The sequence below is a fragment of the Zunongwangia sp. HGR-M22 genome (assembly GCF_027594425.1).
Lineage (GTDB): Bacteria > Bacteroidota > Bacteroidia > Flavobacteriales > Flavobacteriaceae > Zunongwangia.
The window spans coordinates 2,320,478-2,337,307 of record NZ_CP115159.1; the positions used below are offsets into that span (position 1 = coordinate 2,320,478).

Consider the following 16,830-nt stretch of genomic DNA (forward strand, 5'->3'; position numbering starts at 1 on the left):
CCACTATTTGTTATCCATAAATATTCAGCTCATGATCGAGAAAATTATGTCGGCCTTTAGCGAAAACATCGATAACCTGATTCATTCCGGGGATTCCGATCTTAAAAAAGCGGAATCAGGGATACAGCTTTCCGTCAAAACCTTATCGAAACTTCAAAAACACGTGAATAAAGAGGATTTTGAAGATCCTCAGTCAGAGATAGACTTCTTTCGTAATATCAAGCCGCTTCCCATGAGCTACCATATCTATTTCTCCCAAATCCGTAATTGTGAAATTAACCTGCCTAAAATTGGGAATTCCCATAAAGTACGCTTTTTGGAGAAAGAGATTAAAAAAATCAATCAGTTCTTTTCAGAAAACAACAGCTTCGTAAGCTATATGGAACAGGGCCATACCTATCTGGATCACCTGTTCTTTAGCCGGCATGGAAAAAGGGATTTTTCCTTCAATCCAAATATTCACTATTACCAATATCCAGAATTCTCTACGTCACACGATATGCTATGGTCACAGGTACAGGCCCTCTACCGCTATATTCATTATATCCGCGAAAAACTGGAAAAAATAGAACCGGGAAGCAGTAGTAATTTTAGGGAGCGACAGCCTAACCTTTTGGTATGGTCTGGTACTAAAACAAGCCTGGTGGAAATTATCTATGCTCTGTATTTTAAAGGGGATATCAATCACGGTACCGTAGATTTAAAAACCATCGTCGCCGCTTTCGAAGATTTTTTTAATATTGAAATAGATAACTTCTACAAAACCTACGGAGAAATAAAATCGCGTAAAGATCCGCGAACCAAATACCTTCATACTATAGCCGCTAAACTTGAGGCCAAAATGCGCGAAGATGATCAAAAGTAGTTTTTCGTAGTTAACCGTTACTTCGAAAATTTCATGTATACCGATTTTTTGTTTCCCTTTCTTCTGAATACCTCTTTTCACCACCTTAAAACAGGGCAATTCGTCCTTTTTTACACGAAAAGTTAAACTTTTTCGTACTACGAACCATCTACCGAGAAAAATCCATTAAAGCCACGCAATTTTACCAAACGAAAGTCAAATCATGGAAAGGGCTGTCATTTAAAATCTATGAACCTTGATGGCCCTTTCTTTTTAAAACATTTTGTTATGCCAACATCTATTATTACCACCGACGATCTTCGGGAATTTAAAATGGAATTACTGGAAGACATTAAAGAATTACTACAAAACCATAATGGACAGCCATCCAAGAAATGGCTAAAATCTACCGATGTTCTTGAACTGCTCAAGATCTCCCCGGGAACACTACAGAACCTTCGTATTAACGGCACTATTCCGTATACCAAAATGGGAGGTGTACTTTACTATGAATACACCGACATAATGGAAGTACTGGAAAATAACCGCGTACATCATAAATTCTAATGGCCGAAGAAATTAATTACATCAAGCATCTAAACGGAGTGTTTGAACATTTTTCTAAAGACAACAGATTGAACCCTACCCACATAAGCCTTTACATTGCTTTATTTCAATTGTGGAACGGTAATTTTTTTCGGCAAGAATTCTATATCAATCGGGAAGAAGTAATGGAGTATGCAAAGATTGGTTCTAAATCTACCTACCATCGTTGCATCAAAGAGTTGAGCCATTGGAATTACATTTTGTACATCCCTTCACACAATCCCTTTAAAGGGAGTAAAATCAAGATGTTCGATTTTGGGACAAGTTCTGGACAAGTAGTGAACCAAAGCTGTACCAATATCGAGACAAGTAATGGACAAGCAGTGGTATCTATAAATAAACATATACAAACTATACAAAACGCTAAAAACAAGAACAAACAGCGAGATTTTAAAAATTTAAATTTTCAAGATTCAAATGGGAACAAACAAATCACAAGTGTCCCATATCAGGACAACCTTAAGACGAGTAAAGATAAAAATTATGATGATCCGCTATGAATTATAAAGCTCCGCATATCATTACCGAAGGTGGCGTTGCCTACCAACTTGGGAAACTCCGTAACCAGGAGATCCAATATGATTTTAAAAAGATGCTGATCTATTTGGATGCTAAAGGGAAATTACTGTTCGGGAAGAAATTTAAAATTCATCCAGAAGATCGAAGCATTTTATATAAGCTTTGCTCCTATTTTATCAAAGACCGTGATAGTTGTGAGAAATTTGGTTTAGATATTGAAAAAGGCCTCCTGATTTCGGGTCCGGTAGGTTGTGGAAAAACAAGCCTAATGAAACTACTTAAGTATATGGTGCCGCATCAACGCCCTTATGAAATGATTCCCTGTCGAAATGTGGTATTCGGTTTTAATCATTTAGGCTATAAAACCATTGAGGATTATGGCAATTCCAGTTTCTTCTGTTTTGATGATTTGGGCGTGGAACCGCCCGGCCGCTTTTATGGAAAAGATTGCAATGTAATGGGTGAAGTCCTGTTATCGCGCTACGAGCTTTATTTAGATACCCAACGTAAAATAAAAACCCACGCCACCACCAATCTTAATGCACAGGAACTGGAAGAACGTTATGGTAATCGCGTTCGTAGCCGTATGCGGGAGCTATTTAATTTAATCGCTTTTGATAAGGAAAGTAAGGATAAGAGAGTGTAATTTTTTTAGTAATTTGCAATTCTATAGGCAAAATTTTGGACAGTAAAAAGAAAAGAATATCAATTCCACAAAAAAATAAGGTTAGGGCTGAACTTCAAAAAGAAATAGGTTCAGTTTGCCCCTTTTGTACGAATAGTGATGTAGGTCATTTTCAAATCCATCATATTGATGAAGACCCTTCAAATAATGACTCCATTAATCTATTATTAATATGTCCTAATTGTCATTCTAGAATAACGAAAAAAGATATTTCAAAACAAGAGGTAATTGATAAAAAAACAAACCTCCGAAATATAAATTCCCAAATACAATTTATATCGGTTTCTATTGATGAAGAAAACTGTGGGTGGCGAGAAATTAAAGATGCGAAAAATGCTTTTATGGCTGAAAAATTACAATCGCTATTCCCGGTTTTTATCTTTTCATTTATAAATAATTCTAGTAAAACTTTATTACTTACTAACATCAGAGTTAAAGCAAGAAATTTACCTATTGGCTTGTCAGGACCTCATACTCCATTACCCAGTATTCTTAGGTCATCAATTAAATACAAAATCAAATTGCCTTCAAATGGAGAATTACAAGAAATAAAATTAAAAGATGAATTAGAAGTTCCACCAAAAAGAGCTTTTAAGTTTAAAATAGAATTATTTGCTGAATCTATGGAAATTTTCAATCCTCAATTTGGAAGGTTTGCTATATTTTTTGAATTTGGATTTAATAATAATTTTTATCTCGAAATCCCTATGATTTTGTTGAACAGTCCTAAGTACTATGAAAAGTTAAAATACATTGGTTTAGCATAAAATATCAAATTAAAAATGTCTAATGAATTTCTGAATAAATTAAAAAAAAATCCCGAATACTATGAATTTTGGGAAGACCTAATAGAATACTCAAAAGATTTAGATATAACCAATAAGGAGCAATTTGTTGAAACATTACCTATTCTATATAAAAGAATACAGAATGACGGGGCCGGTTATGATATTTATGAAGGATTGCATAAATACGCAACTAAAAGTCCCAATGATGCTGTTGAATTATTGGAATTGATTGAAAGCACACAGAAAAAAGAAGTTTTGGCATTCAGTGCTTCAATTCTAAGTGGATTATCCAAATCCGAAACAACCTTTGATTTCAAGGAAAAAATTTTAGAATATATAGCTAGTAATAATACGGCAAAGGTTTCTTCAGGCATAGATGCCGCATATAAATGTGTTATTACTGACAAAGAAGAGGAAAAGAAATTCTTAAAAGAAATCCATAATAAATTAAAACCGATATTAATTGAAGAGCAAAAAGAATGTCTCGGAATTATTACTAGGTTTTACAACAAGAACTTAAATAATATTGATAGCGCGAAGGAAATTTTACTTGAATTATTAGAGATCAAAAGTGTTGAAGTGCAAAGTCAAGTAGCAATGTCCCTAAATAAGGAGTTTAAACCTGAAGACAATATGATTTTTTTTCAGAAATGTTTAAGCAAGTTGACTTACACCGATGTGAAATACAAAGGTATTTATAATACATTGAGTTTTCGGCTAAAAGAAACAATCAAATCTCATCCAAAATTAATCAGAGACTTCATTGAGAATTGGGTTCTCAACAACAAACAAAACCTAAAAAATATTAGCGTTTTAGAGCGAATTATTCAAGAATTGTATTTCGAAAATCCCTCAGTTATAAAAGAGATGTTTCTGGACTGGTTAAATTCTGATAATCGTAATTATAAGTTTGCATTGTCATTTGTAATAAGTAACATCAGTTCCAAAGTAGATGCCATAGATCTTCCTAAAGAGTCATTAAAAAAATTTTCTGAAAAGGACTCACTTTACATCATCTATATGATAATGGGATATATTTTAGACAGAAAATATGCATCCGAAATGCTTTATTCAATTCTAGAAGTTAATTATAAAAGTGCTAGAATAAGACGTCATATATCATCGCTATTTGCAAAGTACTTGATTATCAATTATTATTCTGTAACTGAAATTTTAAAGAAAAAAAGGACTAAAGCTAATAAAACTATAAAATCCGTCATAGACCAAATAATTGAGTCTTCTGAAAATTATTACAAACAATTGTCTGACTTGAAAATGATAAATGAATTTGAGCCTTCTGATAAACGGATGCAATACTTTTTAAAGCAACAAAATATCCAAATACAAAAATTGATGGATAAGTCAGAAGAGAATAAAAATTCATTTCTAAATATGCTAACCAATATAAATCTAAGGGCAGGAAAATCCTTCTTTTCAAAGTATAGAGGCGAATATTCTCAGGAATCAGAAATGCAGAATTTCAAAAGTAGTTTTGAAGTTGCTCGGGTACAATATATTGATGAAATCGGACAGGAAAAAATGAGATTAATATGGCAAAATAGAAAAAGAGATGAATTTTCTGACTAGTGAATATATAGCATTATTAAAAGAAGATGGTGAGCTTGACAAATTACTTTTGGATGTTCTAAATAGTAAAGGAATTACTCCAATAAGTAAACCTCAAAAAGGAAGACAGTACGGTGTGGATATTGCTGCTATTGGAAAGGACAAAGATGGAATTGAAAAGCTATTTCTAATAACTGTAAAACAAGGAAATATTTCGAGGTCTGTTTGGGACTCAGGACAGAATAGTGTAAGACAGTCAATAAATGAGATAAGGGAGACCTATATTAACGTATCACTTACCGCACTTCAGAAAAAATTACCAAAAATAATTATCATAGCCACCAATGGTATTCTTGAACAAACCAGCCAAACCAGTTGGGCTCAATACACTGAAAAATATAAAGAAAATGATCTAGAATATGAATTTTGGGGTATTGACGACATTTCAAAAATGGTTTCTGAGAATTTACTTTCAGAAAGACTTTTTAATTCTGAAATGCGCTCTCTTCTTAAAAAAACATTAGCTTTCCTTGAACTTAAAGAATATGATTTAAATCACTTTAAAAAGCTAGTGGATTTAATTTTAGACAAGCCAATTAACACGAAAAAGCCATTATTAAAAAGATTAAAGCTTCTTCAAATTTGTTTGAATATTGTTTTTAAATGGGCTGAAGATAATGGATATATTAAATCGGCTATTAATGCAGCTGATAAAGTAATTTTAAAATCCTTTGAATGGCTTAGCAATCAGAACCATTTTAAAAAAAGGTATATTTATTTAGAATTTTACAACATCCATCTAATAAGACGTAAAATCGGAATAGCATATTTCAACAAGGTTAATGACCACTATTTTGTTGAACATAGTTTACAACGATACTCTCGTAATCAGATTGAATATGGATTGACAGTGTGGGAAGAGATAGGTTTGATAGCAAATATCGGTCTTACTGAAATAAGACAATACAAATATCATTTTGATCCAAAAAATACAAAAAATGCGGCTATCTATGAAGAGGCAGCCATTACAATTTCGGATGCTTTAGTTTCATTAATTAATACGAATCCCCCCTCTCATTACCCGCTGTATGATGATCACCTTATAGATATTGAACCGGCTATACGATTTCTCTACTTAACAGGAAAGAAAGATGAATGTAAAAATTGGTTGAGGACACTTATAGTTGGCATTTACGATTCAAAAGTAATAAAAGACTTTTTCCCCCTTTTTAGAGCAAATTATGAAAATTTGATCAATTATTATTTAGGAAATATAAAACAAAATGAAAAATCCGCAATGTTGCTGTCGCTTCTTGCTGATTGGTGTGCTATTTTAGATGACAACAAAGCTTATCAAAACCTTAAAAAGGTTAAAAAACTGTTGGCGGATAACCTAAATATCCAAATTTGGTTCCCAAAACCGGAAACAGAAAGGTTTTATTTAGATCAGAGCTATAGTCGAAAATCTGGGAAGGTTAAACACTCTCTTATACTTTATGATTCATTTGAAGATTATAAAAAAGAAGTCATCGAAGAACTTAAGTTATTTTCACCCGAAAAAGATTTTAATTCTACCAAACTTGATTTTGATTATATATTTACTATAACCAGTATATATCACAGAGAATTACCTTTTCCTTTCTTCTGGAGAAGATTTATGAAGTTGGATCAAGATTTAAATACAGAGGCTTCAGAAAAGCTTCAAAATCACAACTAAAATCTTTTCATTTAAAAAAAAAATGATAAACATTCATAACCAAAACACCAAATCTGACGTTTTTAGGTACTCTTTTCATTTTGCTATTTCAAGTTATCAACAACCCTCCTTCCAAATTTCATAAAATTTGATGGCAAATAACACCATTGAAAATCAATTCGATACAAATAATATTTTATTAACAATTATTTGATTTTCAAACGATTAAACCCTTAAATCAGTACTTTTCTCATAACGAAAACGAATCTAAAATTTAAAACGTTCCGTTATGAAAAAATCTATTTACCTGACGACTTTGCTTTCGCTACTATCCACTTCCCTATTTGCGCAAATTGGCGGTATTGAAGATTCCGTTAATGATATTTCCAACACCATTCGGTCCATATTTCCCATTATCCTAGGAGTCATCTTTTTGGTCGGTTTCCTATTTAATGCCGGGCATTTCTTTGGGGAAAATGCCGATCTGAAAAAAGGGATTACCCGTGTACTGGTGTTTGTACTCATCGCCGGTGCCGTAGTGGGCATCTTTACTTATCTCATCGGAATAGTGGTGTAAGCCTCTACCATTCAATAAAAATAAACTTCCTTATGAAAAAGTTTATTCCTTATAAAAACATTCGAAAGCGGGCAATGATTTTAGGGCTTCCCCTCTCCTTTTTTGCCCTGCAAATGATCTCGGTGATCGCCTCCCTACTGCTCATTATTTTTTCTTTTAGCCTTGGGATGATCACAACGATAGTGCTATGGAATATAGCCTTGTACGTTTTGCTGAATAAACTTGTCCTAAATCCGGGACTGTTCCATTTCCAGAAGGTATTTCCTCAAAATATCAGCAACAAGAAATTAAGTCCGTTCTATGATGAAAAAGATTAACCTTTCGGCTTACCATCCCATCCTGGATATTCAGGATAATATGGTTTTTGCCTCCAATGGCAATGTGGTGATGGGATATCGAGTATCGCTGCCCGAAATCTATTCCCTCTCGGAAAAAGATTTTGAAGACCTGCACGCAAGCTGGTTTCAGGCTTTCAAATCACTGCCGGCCGGAACTGTTATCCAAAAACAGGATAGTTACCGAAAATCAACTTATACGGCTGAGGAACTTCCGTGCGACACCTTCCTGCAAAAAGCCACCCATCATTATTTTAAAAATCGGGAATACTTACAGCACCAAAGCTATCTGTTCTTTGTACTTCCCCTGGACAAGCATCTAAAAGCTTCCAAATATGTCAACCCTTTTCGGAAGACCGAAAAAGGCATTCATAAAAAGCCCGATCATCAGGTCAGGGAATTTATTGGAGGGGTGAAGGATGCTGTATCCTTTATCAATAACAGTAGAAAAATCAAGGTTTCCCTTTTAGGTCAAGAGGCAGTTTTGGAATTCACCCACTCCTATTTCAACGGGTTCCACCAGGACGTAGATACGGATATCAGGCTGGATCAAAACGGAATTGCCATTGGTGATCACCATTTTGATGTACTCGCAATCAATAGTGAACAGTGCTTTGGGGAAAGCCTGCAAAGCAGTAAGGTCAATGAAAAATTCACTTCTGATCATTTCACTTTTCATCAGGGCTTTATCGATGGGTTGGGATTGGATCTGGAGGAAGACCATATCATTAACCACATCCTTTACCTGGATGATAAGCACAAATGGCGAAAAATATTGGAAAAGAAAATCGAGGAGCTTTCCAAAAGTTCCAACTTCGGAACCCAAAACAAAGTGGTATTAAAGAAAATCCGTGAGATCGTGAGCCGAATCAATGAAGATGAAAGTTCACGGATTATCCGTGGCCATCTCAACATTATTTTTTGGTCTGAGGAAGCGGAACAACTTGGTCGCATAGCTTCTAAAATAAAAACAGAATTTAAGGAACTGGATATGCTTCCATATTATCCCAAGGGAGAAGAGCGCAAGCATTACTTTTTAAATTCCTATCCTTGTTTTGCCTCCAACTTTTCTAATGAAGATCTCTATGTGACCGATCTTAAACACGCCCTATGCCTATACATAAATAATACCAATTACCGCTCAGATGGTACAGGCATTATATTTAATGACCGCCAATATAATATCCCGGTCCTAAAAGACGTCTGGGATGAAAAAAAGAAACGCATTAAGGCTCGAAACTTTGCCATCTTCGCTCCCACAGGCGAAGGGAAATCCTTTTTAGCCAATAACATCCTTCGTCAATATTTTGAGAGCGGTGTACGACTGGTCATCATCGATCTGGGCGGTTCTTATTCGAAATTCGCCAAGCTTTATCCTAACGATCATAGTATTTTACGTTACGAGCAGGGAAAAAATTTAGGGATTAACCCTTTTTATATTGCCAGGGAAGCAGACCTTACTCCCGAACGTCTGGAAGATCTTTCGGTATTCCTCTTAGAACTATTGGCCGAAGGTCAAAAAGTATCTAAAGGCAAGGAAGTAGCAATGAAAAAGGTACTCCTACAGTATTACCAGCAAATCCGTAAAAACCATTCGTTAGCTTCTTTATACCAGTTTGTAGATGAAAATAAAGATACGCTCATACAAAGATTAGGAATCCGGGAGGCGCATTTCAGTACTTATGATTTCTTGCATATTCTTTCGGAATATGTGGAGGGAGGCCTTTACAGCTTTCTATTTAACGTGGGGGCCGATCAAACCTATAAGATCGAAGACAAACGGATGATCGTTTTTGAACTGGATGAAGTCCGTGACAATAAGGAAATCCTCTCGGTAATGCTCAAACTGATCAAATCGGCCATCCAGCGAACCATCTGGCAAAACCGGTCGGAAAAAGGCATTATCCTTTTTGATGAATTTGCCAAGCAACTGAAGTTTGACAATGTTTTGGAAAGTGTGGAATTCTACTACCAGGCCATACGAAAACAAAACGGGGCTATTGGGATTATCCTGCAATCCATCAACCAGTTGCCCAACAATTCAACTTCGGCCAGTATTCTGGAAAACACCCAGGTGATCTATAGCCTTCGTAATGAAAAAGGTTATGGCGAATTGCAGAAACGCCTGAACCTTTCGGCTCACGACCTGAACCAGTTATATTCCATTCGGAATAACCTTACTGGGGAACGGAAATACACTGAAATGTTTATCAAAATAGGGAAAGAAAGCAACGTGTTCCGTTTGGAAGTCCCCCCAGAGGTCTATGCAGCCTATCTGACCGATGGTAGTGAGAACGAGACCATAATGGCCATTTATAATCAAACCAATGATATGGAAAAGGCCATTGAACGCTTCCTGAAAGAAAAAGTATAATCCAAAATCAACATTCTATGAAATATCCTCTAAATCGAAACATCAAAAGATTCTTGGTAACCTTATCCATTACCCTCTTTTCAACAGGCCACATTGTGGCCCAGGGGATGCCGGTGTATGACAATACGAATTTTATCAGCCTGGCCAAACAATTGATCGAATCCGCAAAACAAACCTCGAACTTACTCAAGACCGTCGAGTTTCTTAAACAACAGAAAGAACGGATCGAACAGGTAAGCAATGTGATCCAGCAATTGGATGCCGTAGGAAAACTGATTCAGAATAACCAGTACCTCTTTAATATGGTGCAGGGCGATTTGCAAGAAATCCTTAACTCCCCGTATATCAAACCCGATGAAATCAACCGGGTGACAGCCTCCTTTGAGGAAATTATTGACCGTTCGATGGAGAGCGTGGATTATGTAAACAAAATCCTGACCAGTGATTATCTAAAAATGAACGATGCGGAAAGAGCTACCGTATTAAAAGATTATGAAACGAGATCCAATGAGATGGTTGCCGAGGTACAGAACAAAACACGCCGGTACAAGGAAATTATTTCCTTTCGAAAAATGCAGGATCATATTAATAACCGCGAAACGGAATTCTGATGGGAATGGGACTCGAATACGTAGATACGGTCTTTCAAACGATCAAAGACAGTGATTTTTCCCAGTATACCATTACCGGGATGAAAACACTGGCCGTTTTGTTTTTCCTGATCAATATCCTTAAAAAATATAATGAAGGGGTGGCTGCTACCGATGGACATACCTGGGGATTACACCCCACCGAACTTTTTAAAAACTTTGCCATTGTCCTGCTGGTTATTTTCTCCACACAGGTATTGGATGTATTTGATAATATATTGGTGGCCATAGAAGCCCAATATCGGGATACGGCCCCGGCACTCCTCCCCTTACAGCTCAGTGATGTTGATCTTGAACGGGATGTGGGTGCCCTGGAGGCCGCCAAAAAAGCACTGGCACTTTTATACGAAGCCTTAGTAACCCCGCTATACGGACTTAAAATTCTTGCGTTTATTATTGGGGTAATCCTATGGCTGTTGGATCTGTTTATCTATCCGCTCTTTTTAGCCGAACGCTATTTTCTGTTGGGAATAATGCAAGCTTTTTTTCCGCTGGTGATTAGCCTGGCCGTATTTGAAAAATTCCGCTCGCTGGCCTATACCTTTTTTAAGCTTTATGCTGGAGTGTATATGCTCGTGCCGGCATTCTTTCTGGTCAATATTTTTATCAATAACCTCTATACGGAAATCAACAGTCATTTTTGGAGTGATCTCTTTGGGGCAGATTGGGGAGGCGAGTTTTTTGCACCGGTCATCGAATGTGCCTCCATCGGTTTTATCGTCCTGCTCAAATTTAAGCTCTACCGCAAGGCAAGCACTTTTACCCTACGACTGTTTACCGGAGGTTAATGTTTTAAAGAACCGTATAAATCTAACACAAAATGAAAATACCCTATCAAAATATTTACAAGGTCTTACGGACCAATCGTTTTATCGTCCTCTCCTCGGTAATTTGCTCGGCCGTGGTCTGCATTATTTCCGTAGCAATGGTCATCAAACTCCACCGGGAATCTCAGAACAATGCTTTTGTGATTAATGGGGACGGTAGCGTTATTCCCCTGAAAGTGGTGAAGCAACGGGAAAACCTGAAGGTCGAAGCCCTGGCCCATCTGGAACTGTTCCATCGCTATTTTTATGGGCTTAATGCCAACAATTACAAAAGTAATATCGAAAAGAGCCTATGGCTGGGAAACAGTTCCGTATCCGACCTCTATCAGCAAAAACAGGCCGAAGGGGTCTATAACCGGCTTTTGCAGTATTCCCTGGTACAAAAGGTCATCACTATTGATTCACAAATTGACCTTCAAAATCAACCCTACCAATTTAGCACCACCACCGTTTTTGAGATCAACCGTGGTTCGGTAACTGACCGCTATGAATTGAAAACGGCTGGAAAACTGTTGCAGGTCGACCGCAATTTTCCGCACAATCCGCACGGACTGCTCATTACCGACTTTTTTGAAAATAGCCTTCGCAAAATTAATCCTGAATAATACTTATTACTAAATCCATATGTATGAAAATTCAAAAGAATAAAATCGTAATGATACTGATTGTGGCCAGCGTCGTCCTGTTTATTGTTGCCTATTCCATCATCACTTTTGGCAAGGACGAAGAAACCACTATCGATAACCATCAGGTACCGGTTCCCAAATTAGGGGGCGACCAAGAACAATATGAAACAAAAATGGAAGCCCTGGAAAGCATCAAAGAGGAACGTCAGATCAATGCACCAAGCGTCTATGATGAAGAGTTACTGGATGCTACCGGAAATTATGATCCTGACTTAAGGGATAAAGAAAAAAGACGGATGATTCACAGTATTTATTCGCAAGGGAATATTGATTATGCCAGCAGCACCTACCTGCAAGACCAATCAGTTCCCCTACCCTCTGCTCCATCCCAAAATGATACGTTATCCAAAAAAATCAATAAAAAAGAACGGGAAGCAGCCGCCAAAGAAATGGGCTTGGAACATCAGCTCTTTTTTGCCTCGGAGCCAAAAGAGAATCTAAATACCCTATCCCAAAACACAGACGTGCAATTGTATGTCCAAGTCGATGGTACACAGACCATCAAACAACATTATCGGCTTCGAATGCGGCTTTCGCGAGCTGCCCTGATCGATGGAAAATTAGTTACCAAAAATACCCTTCTGTATGGCTTTGTGAGTTTTAAACCCAATCGCACCCTACTTACTATCGAACATATTAAAGGCAGACCGGTTTCCTTCGAGGCCTATGACCTGGCCGATGGCAGTGAAGGTATCTATATCGAGAACAGTTTCCGGGAAGAGGTGCGCCGTCAGGTAATAGGCGATGTCGTGGATGAAATCGAAGTGCCGGGAGTACCACAGGTGAGCGGTATCAAACAGCTTTTTAGAAGAAGTAACCGTCAGGTTAAAGTCACCGTACTAGATGGCTATCAATTACTATTAAAAATACCACAGGAACATTCTTAAAATCTTTATAGCGATGAAAAAATATATATTGATACTCATAATGGCTTTACTGGCTTTGATAAGTCCAGTCAATGCCCAAAAGGCGTTAGATACCTTATATGCGAATGATAAAAAGAACGTAGCCTTGTTTTTTCCGAGTGCCATCCGACAAGGTATAACCGGGGCATCCCATTTCGTGTTTACCTATAACCGGGAAAAACGACAATATTTTGGATTATTAAAGGCACAACCCGGAGAAGAAAGTAACCTTTTGGTGGTCACCGATGATGGGAAAGTCTACTCATATATGCTGAAATATACCGAAGAACTTTCCATACTGAATTATTTTATTTCCACATACGAAAGTATTGGAACGGAAATCCCGGCCAAAGTAATTCCCAAGCCTTCAAAAGAAAAAAAGGATAGTCTGGAAAAGCGACAGGAATATTTTCAGCGGTTTTCAGAACACCTAATGAAATCAGGAACAAAACAGTCCAAGACCAAACGTAAGAGAGGTATCAGGCTTCAGTTACAACGGATAGCCTACAATGCATCAGAAACCTATCTGGTAATGGAACTTACCAATACTTCGGGAATCACGTTCGAAATAGATTTTCTGAAGGTATACCGCGTTAGTGGCAACAAAAAAAGAAAATCATCCTTTCAAAAACTGGAAATAAAACCGATCTATACTTGCCATATGCCTTCGAAAATCTTTAACCGCCAATCGGTACGCTTGGTGTATGTGATGCCCAAATTTGTATTAGGAAGTAAGGAGAAATTGCAATTGGAATTGCAGGAGTTAAATGGGAGCAGGAAGGTATTGCTGAAAAAGAGACTTTAGATTTTATAATAGTTTACTTTCTATTTTTTCTCAGTTTATTAATTATGGAGTTCTCCCAGTTCATCAGTCTCGACTTTCATCGTAACTTTTTCCTACCAAATGGTAGTTTTAGCAATGATATTCCGGCATACATTTGAACTATAGTGTCAAAAAAATCTATAGTAATGAAAAAGAAAATTTTAATTGCCGGTGCTACCGGGATGCTTGGTGGTAAAATCGCTGACTATCTTTTACAACAAGGAGCTGAAGTCATCGCCATTGTTAGGGAGTCCGGCGATAAAGAAAAAATTACCCCTTTAAAAAATAGTGGGGTAACCGTGATACCTCTTCAAATGGATGATCGCCTGGCGCTCCAAAAGGCGTGCGAAGGAGTTTCCTGCGTAATTTCAGCTGTAGCCGGTTTACGGGAAAGCATTGTCGATTTTCAATCGCGCCTGGTAGATGCGGCCATTGCAGCTAAGGTTCCCCGGTTTATCCCTTCCGATTTTTCAACAGATTTTACGCAAATGGATAGAGGTTTCAATCGAAACTTCGATCTCAGGAAAGAATTTAAGGTCTATTTGGATAAGCAACCTATACAGTCGACTTCTATTTTTAACGGGGCTTTTGCCTACCTCTTAAACTACAACCTTCCGTTATTCAATGTAAAGGAAGAAAAAGTACTTTTTTACGGGGAAAAACAGGATTTTTCAATCGATTTTACGACGGTAGAAGATACCGCCCAATACACCGCCAAAGTAGCTTTGGACGATAAGACTCCCCGAAACCTGCATATTGCCAGTTTTAGTCCGAGTCCAAAGGATTTTGTAGCGCTTGGAAAACAATTTTTTGATAAAGATTTTGAACTGATCAATGGCGGATCCTTAGAAGATTTCGCTACTGTAATACAGGAAAAGAGAAATGCCAATCCGCAGGGCGAACAGGAACTGTATGCCGATTGGCAACAAATGCAATACCTGCACAGTATGTTTTTGGTGCATCATTTAAAACTGGACAACAACCGCTATCCAGACCTTAAATGGACATCTATAGCACAAGTAATCAAAAAATAAGAATCTATGGAAACTCAAGCGCAATATTCAGATAAGGAATTGGTCAAACAATTACTGGGATTTACCAGCCATCTGATCACGGTAAATAACATTCAGTTACATTATGTAGCAGGAGGTACGGGGCAACCGCTTATTTGCCTTCCCGGCTGGCCGCAAACCTGGTATTCTTTTCATAAGGTAATGCCGGAACTGGCAAAAAAATACACTGTAATTGTAGTAGATATTCGGGGAATGGGCAGCTCAGATAAACCCTTTAATGGCTACGACAAAAAAACGATGGCCAAGGATATTTTTGAACTGATCCAAAAACTGGGGATTAAAAAAGCACACGTATTGGGACACGATATTGGTGGGATGGTGGCTTCAAGTCTTGCTTTTAATTATCCGCAGGCTGTGGATAAACTTATCCTGATGGATGGCTCCCACCCGAGCGAAGCAATGCGGGAAATGCGCCTGCTCCCTATGCCGGGAACTTTTGGAGATAAAATAAATGATAAAATGCCATTTTTATGGTGGATGGCTTTTAATCAGGTAAAGGAATTACCAGAACAGCTATTGGAAGGCCGGTTTAGATACCTATTAGATTGGCTGTTTTCTTACGTAATGTTGGATGATGCTAAAATGAGTGATTTTGACCGGGAAGTTGCCGCCTACCATTATAATCGACCTGAAAACATTAGGGCATCTAATGCCTGGTACCAGGCTTTTGAACAGGACATCAAGGATATGAATACCTACGGCACCCTGCAAATGCCCGTTCTGGGGATGGCCAGCGAAAGCAGCTACGAGTTTATGAAGCAGGGATTGCCCTATATTGCAAAAAATGTAGAGGTGATTAAGGTAGAAGGTTCTGGGCACTATTTTAATGAAGAAAATCCACAGGCCGTCATTGATGCCGTGCTTCATTTTATAAAATAACGTATTGAAAAGGGAGTATAAAAAATACTCCCTTCTTCTTTAGGTTAAAAGGAAGTAGTCCTAAAAGCTTTTGTATGTTCTCAAGTAAACTCGATAAATGATTATGTTCCATAATTTCTTAAATGACCCTGAGTTATAAGTAAGTCTATCGGCTTTAGCGTATTTTAAACTAAACTTAGCATCACAAAAGACAATTGATTTCCCTATTTTTGAATGCCAGGCAGATGAAATATCCCTCGACGTATTAAAAATGGAATAAAGCGGTTTTCAACTTATGGAATCATTTACTGAATTTATACAATCAAAAGTTTTTATTACAGAGGAAATATTACAGGAAGTGCTTTCTAAATTTCAGGAAAAAGAATATGCGCCGCATCAGGTGTTGCTTAAACGGGGACAGATTGCCAATCAATATTATTTTATCATTTCCGGAGGATTACGCTTTTTTTCGGATGAAAATGAAAATGAACATACGGCCTGGGCTTTTTTTGAAGGGGAATTCATTACGGAGATTAGTAGTTTGGCTCCTAGAAAACCTACCCGTTTTACTATTGAGACGATTGATAAAACCAGTTTACTAGTAATAGAGCGAGCTGATATGGAAGCACTCTATGAGCGTTTTCCTATCTGGCAAAAATTTGGGCGTAAAATGTGGGAAGACATTTGTATTCAGCAAATTGAACAAAATGTAAATTATCAGACCTTAACTGCGGAAGGTGTTTATTTAAAACTAATGGAAAACAGGGAATTTATTCAAAAAATGCCGGTAAAACAGTTGGCTAGTATTTTGGGGATTACCCCTAATGCATTAAGCAGGATTAGGAGGAATATAAAATAATGAAAATTCCATTTCTCCAGTATGCTAACAAAGGGTAAGTAGTTAGCTATCAAATTTACTCACTTATACATTACTTTTTATCGAAAAAAAGACATTAGCAAAACGAGAGTATATATTTAGCTACAAAATTGCGTATATCAACTACTTTTTATCATTTAA

18 protein-coding genes are annotated in these 16,830 nt (G+C 37.2%); all 18 read left to right on the forward strand.

Annotated features, from left to right (window positions below):
- Nucleotides 1–31: 31 nt before the first annotated feature.
- Nucleotides 32–865, forward strand: coding sequence for an RteC domain-containing protein (locus PBT91_RS10120; RefSeq protein WP_270058351.1), 834 nt, complete (start codon nucleotides 32–34; stop codon nucleotides 863–865).
- 267 nt (nucleotides 866–1,132) lie between these two features.
- Nucleotides 1,133–1,411, forward strand: coding sequence for a helix-turn-helix domain-containing protein (locus PBT91_RS10125; protein ID WP_270058352.1), 279 nt, complete (start codon nucleotides 1,133–1,135; stop codon nucleotides 1,409–1,411).
- Entirely contained in the window at nucleotides 1,411–1,950 is a 540-nt protein-coding gene (locus PBT91_RS10130; RefSeq protein WP_270058353.1) for a hypothetical protein, read from the forward strand. The genes PBT91_RS10125 and PBT91_RS10130 overlap by 1 nt, the downstream gene beginning before the upstream one ends.
- Nucleotides 1,947–2,615, forward strand: a complete 669-nt coding sequence (locus tag PBT91_RS10135; RefSeq protein ID WP_270058354.1) for an ATPase — start codon at nucleotides 1,947–1,949, stop codon at nucleotides 2,613–2,615. Before PBT91_RS10130 ends, PBT91_RS10135 begins: the two co-directional genes overlap by 4 nt.
- 35 nt (nucleotides 2,616–2,650) lie before the next feature.
- Nucleotides 2,651–3,421 carry an HNH endonuclease signature motif containing protein gene (locus PBT91_RS10140; RefSeq protein WP_270058355.1) on the forward strand — a complete coding sequence of 257 codons (771 nt, stop codon included), beginning with the start codon at nucleotides 2,651–2,653 and terminating at the stop codon, nucleotides 3,419–3,421.
- Between the two features lie 15 nt (nucleotides 3,422–3,436).
- Entirely contained in the window at nucleotides 3,437–5,029 is a 1,593-nt protein-coding gene (locus PBT91_RS10145) for a hypothetical protein (protein ID WP_270058356.1), read from the forward strand.
- Nucleotides 5,013–6,725, forward strand: coding sequence for a hypothetical protein (locus PBT91_RS10150; RefSeq protein ID WP_270058357.1), 1,713 nt, complete (start codon nucleotides 5,013–5,015; stop codon nucleotides 6,723–6,725). The genes PBT91_RS10145 and PBT91_RS10150 overlap by 17 nt, the downstream gene beginning before the upstream one ends.
- A 268-nt stretch (nucleotides 6,726–6,993) precedes the next feature.
- A complete protein-coding gene (locus tag PBT91_RS10155) occupies nucleotides 6,994–7,281 on the forward strand; it encodes a hypothetical protein (protein ID WP_270058358.1) in 288 nt (95 codons plus the stop codon).
- 32 nt (nucleotides 7,282–7,313) lie between these two features.
- Nucleotides 7,314–7,598, forward strand: coding sequence for a hypothetical protein (locus PBT91_RS10160; RefSeq protein ID WP_270058359.1), 285 nt, complete (start codon nucleotides 7,314–7,316; stop codon nucleotides 7,596–7,598).
- The gene (locus PBT91_RS10165) at nucleotides 7,585–9,990 is read left to right on the forward strand and encodes a TraG family conjugative transposon ATPase (protein ID WP_270061452.1); all 2,406 of its coding nucleotides are present in this window, start codon (nucleotides 7,585–7,587) and stop codon (nucleotides 9,988–9,990) included. Before PBT91_RS10160 ends, PBT91_RS10165 begins: the two co-directional genes overlap by 14 nt.
- Nucleotides 9,991–10,007: 17 nt before the next feature.
- Nucleotides 10,008–10,601, forward strand: a complete 594-nt coding sequence (locus tag PBT91_RS10170; RefSeq protein ID WP_443089623.1) for a conjugal transfer protein — start codon at nucleotides 10,008–10,010, stop codon at nucleotides 10,599–10,601.
- Nucleotides 10,601–11,428: a hypothetical protein gene (locus tag PBT91_RS10175; RefSeq protein WP_270058360.1), complete on the forward strand. Its 828-nt coding sequence runs from the start codon at nucleotides 10,601–10,603 to the stop codon at nucleotides 11,426–11,428. Before PBT91_RS10170 ends, PBT91_RS10175 begins: the two co-directional genes overlap by 1 nt.
- Before the next feature lie 32 nt (nucleotides 11,429–11,460).
- Nucleotides 11,461–12,072, forward strand: coding sequence for a conjugal transfer protein TraK (locus tag PBT91_RS10180; protein ID WP_270058361.1), 612 nt, complete (start codon nucleotides 11,461–11,463; stop codon nucleotides 12,070–12,072).
- 23 nt (nucleotides 12,073–12,095) lie between these two features.
- Nucleotides 12,096–13,040: a conjugative transposon protein TraM gene (gene traM / locus PBT91_RS10185; RefSeq protein WP_270058362.1), complete on the forward strand. Its 945-nt coding sequence runs from the start codon at nucleotides 12,096–12,098 to the stop codon at nucleotides 13,038–13,040.
- A 13-nt stretch (nucleotides 13,041–13,053) separates the two neighbouring features.
- Nucleotides 13,054–13,863, forward strand: coding sequence for a DUF4138 domain-containing protein (locus tag PBT91_RS10190; protein WP_270058363.1), 810 nt, complete (start codon nucleotides 13,054–13,056; stop codon nucleotides 13,861–13,863).
- A gap of 164 nt (nucleotides 13,864–14,027) precedes the next feature.
- On the forward strand, nucleotides 14,028–14,915 hold the full coding sequence (locus tag PBT91_RS10195) for an NmrA family NAD(P)-binding protein (RefSeq protein WP_270058364.1): 888 nt from the start codon (nucleotides 14,028–14,030) through the stop codon (nucleotides 14,913–14,915).
- A gap of 6 nt (nucleotides 14,916–14,921) precedes the next feature.
- Nucleotides 14,922–15,833: an alpha/beta fold hydrolase gene (locus PBT91_RS10200; RefSeq protein WP_270058365.1), complete on the forward strand. Its 912-nt coding sequence runs from the start codon at nucleotides 14,922–14,924 to the stop codon at nucleotides 15,831–15,833.
- A gap of 274 nt (nucleotides 15,834–16,107) precedes the next feature.
- On the forward strand, nucleotides 16,108–16,671 hold the full coding sequence (locus PBT91_RS10205; protein WP_270058366.1) for a Crp/Fnr family transcriptional regulator: 564 nt from the start codon (nucleotides 16,108–16,110) through the stop codon (nucleotides 16,669–16,671).
- Nucleotides 16,672–16,830: the final 159 nt, after the last annotated feature.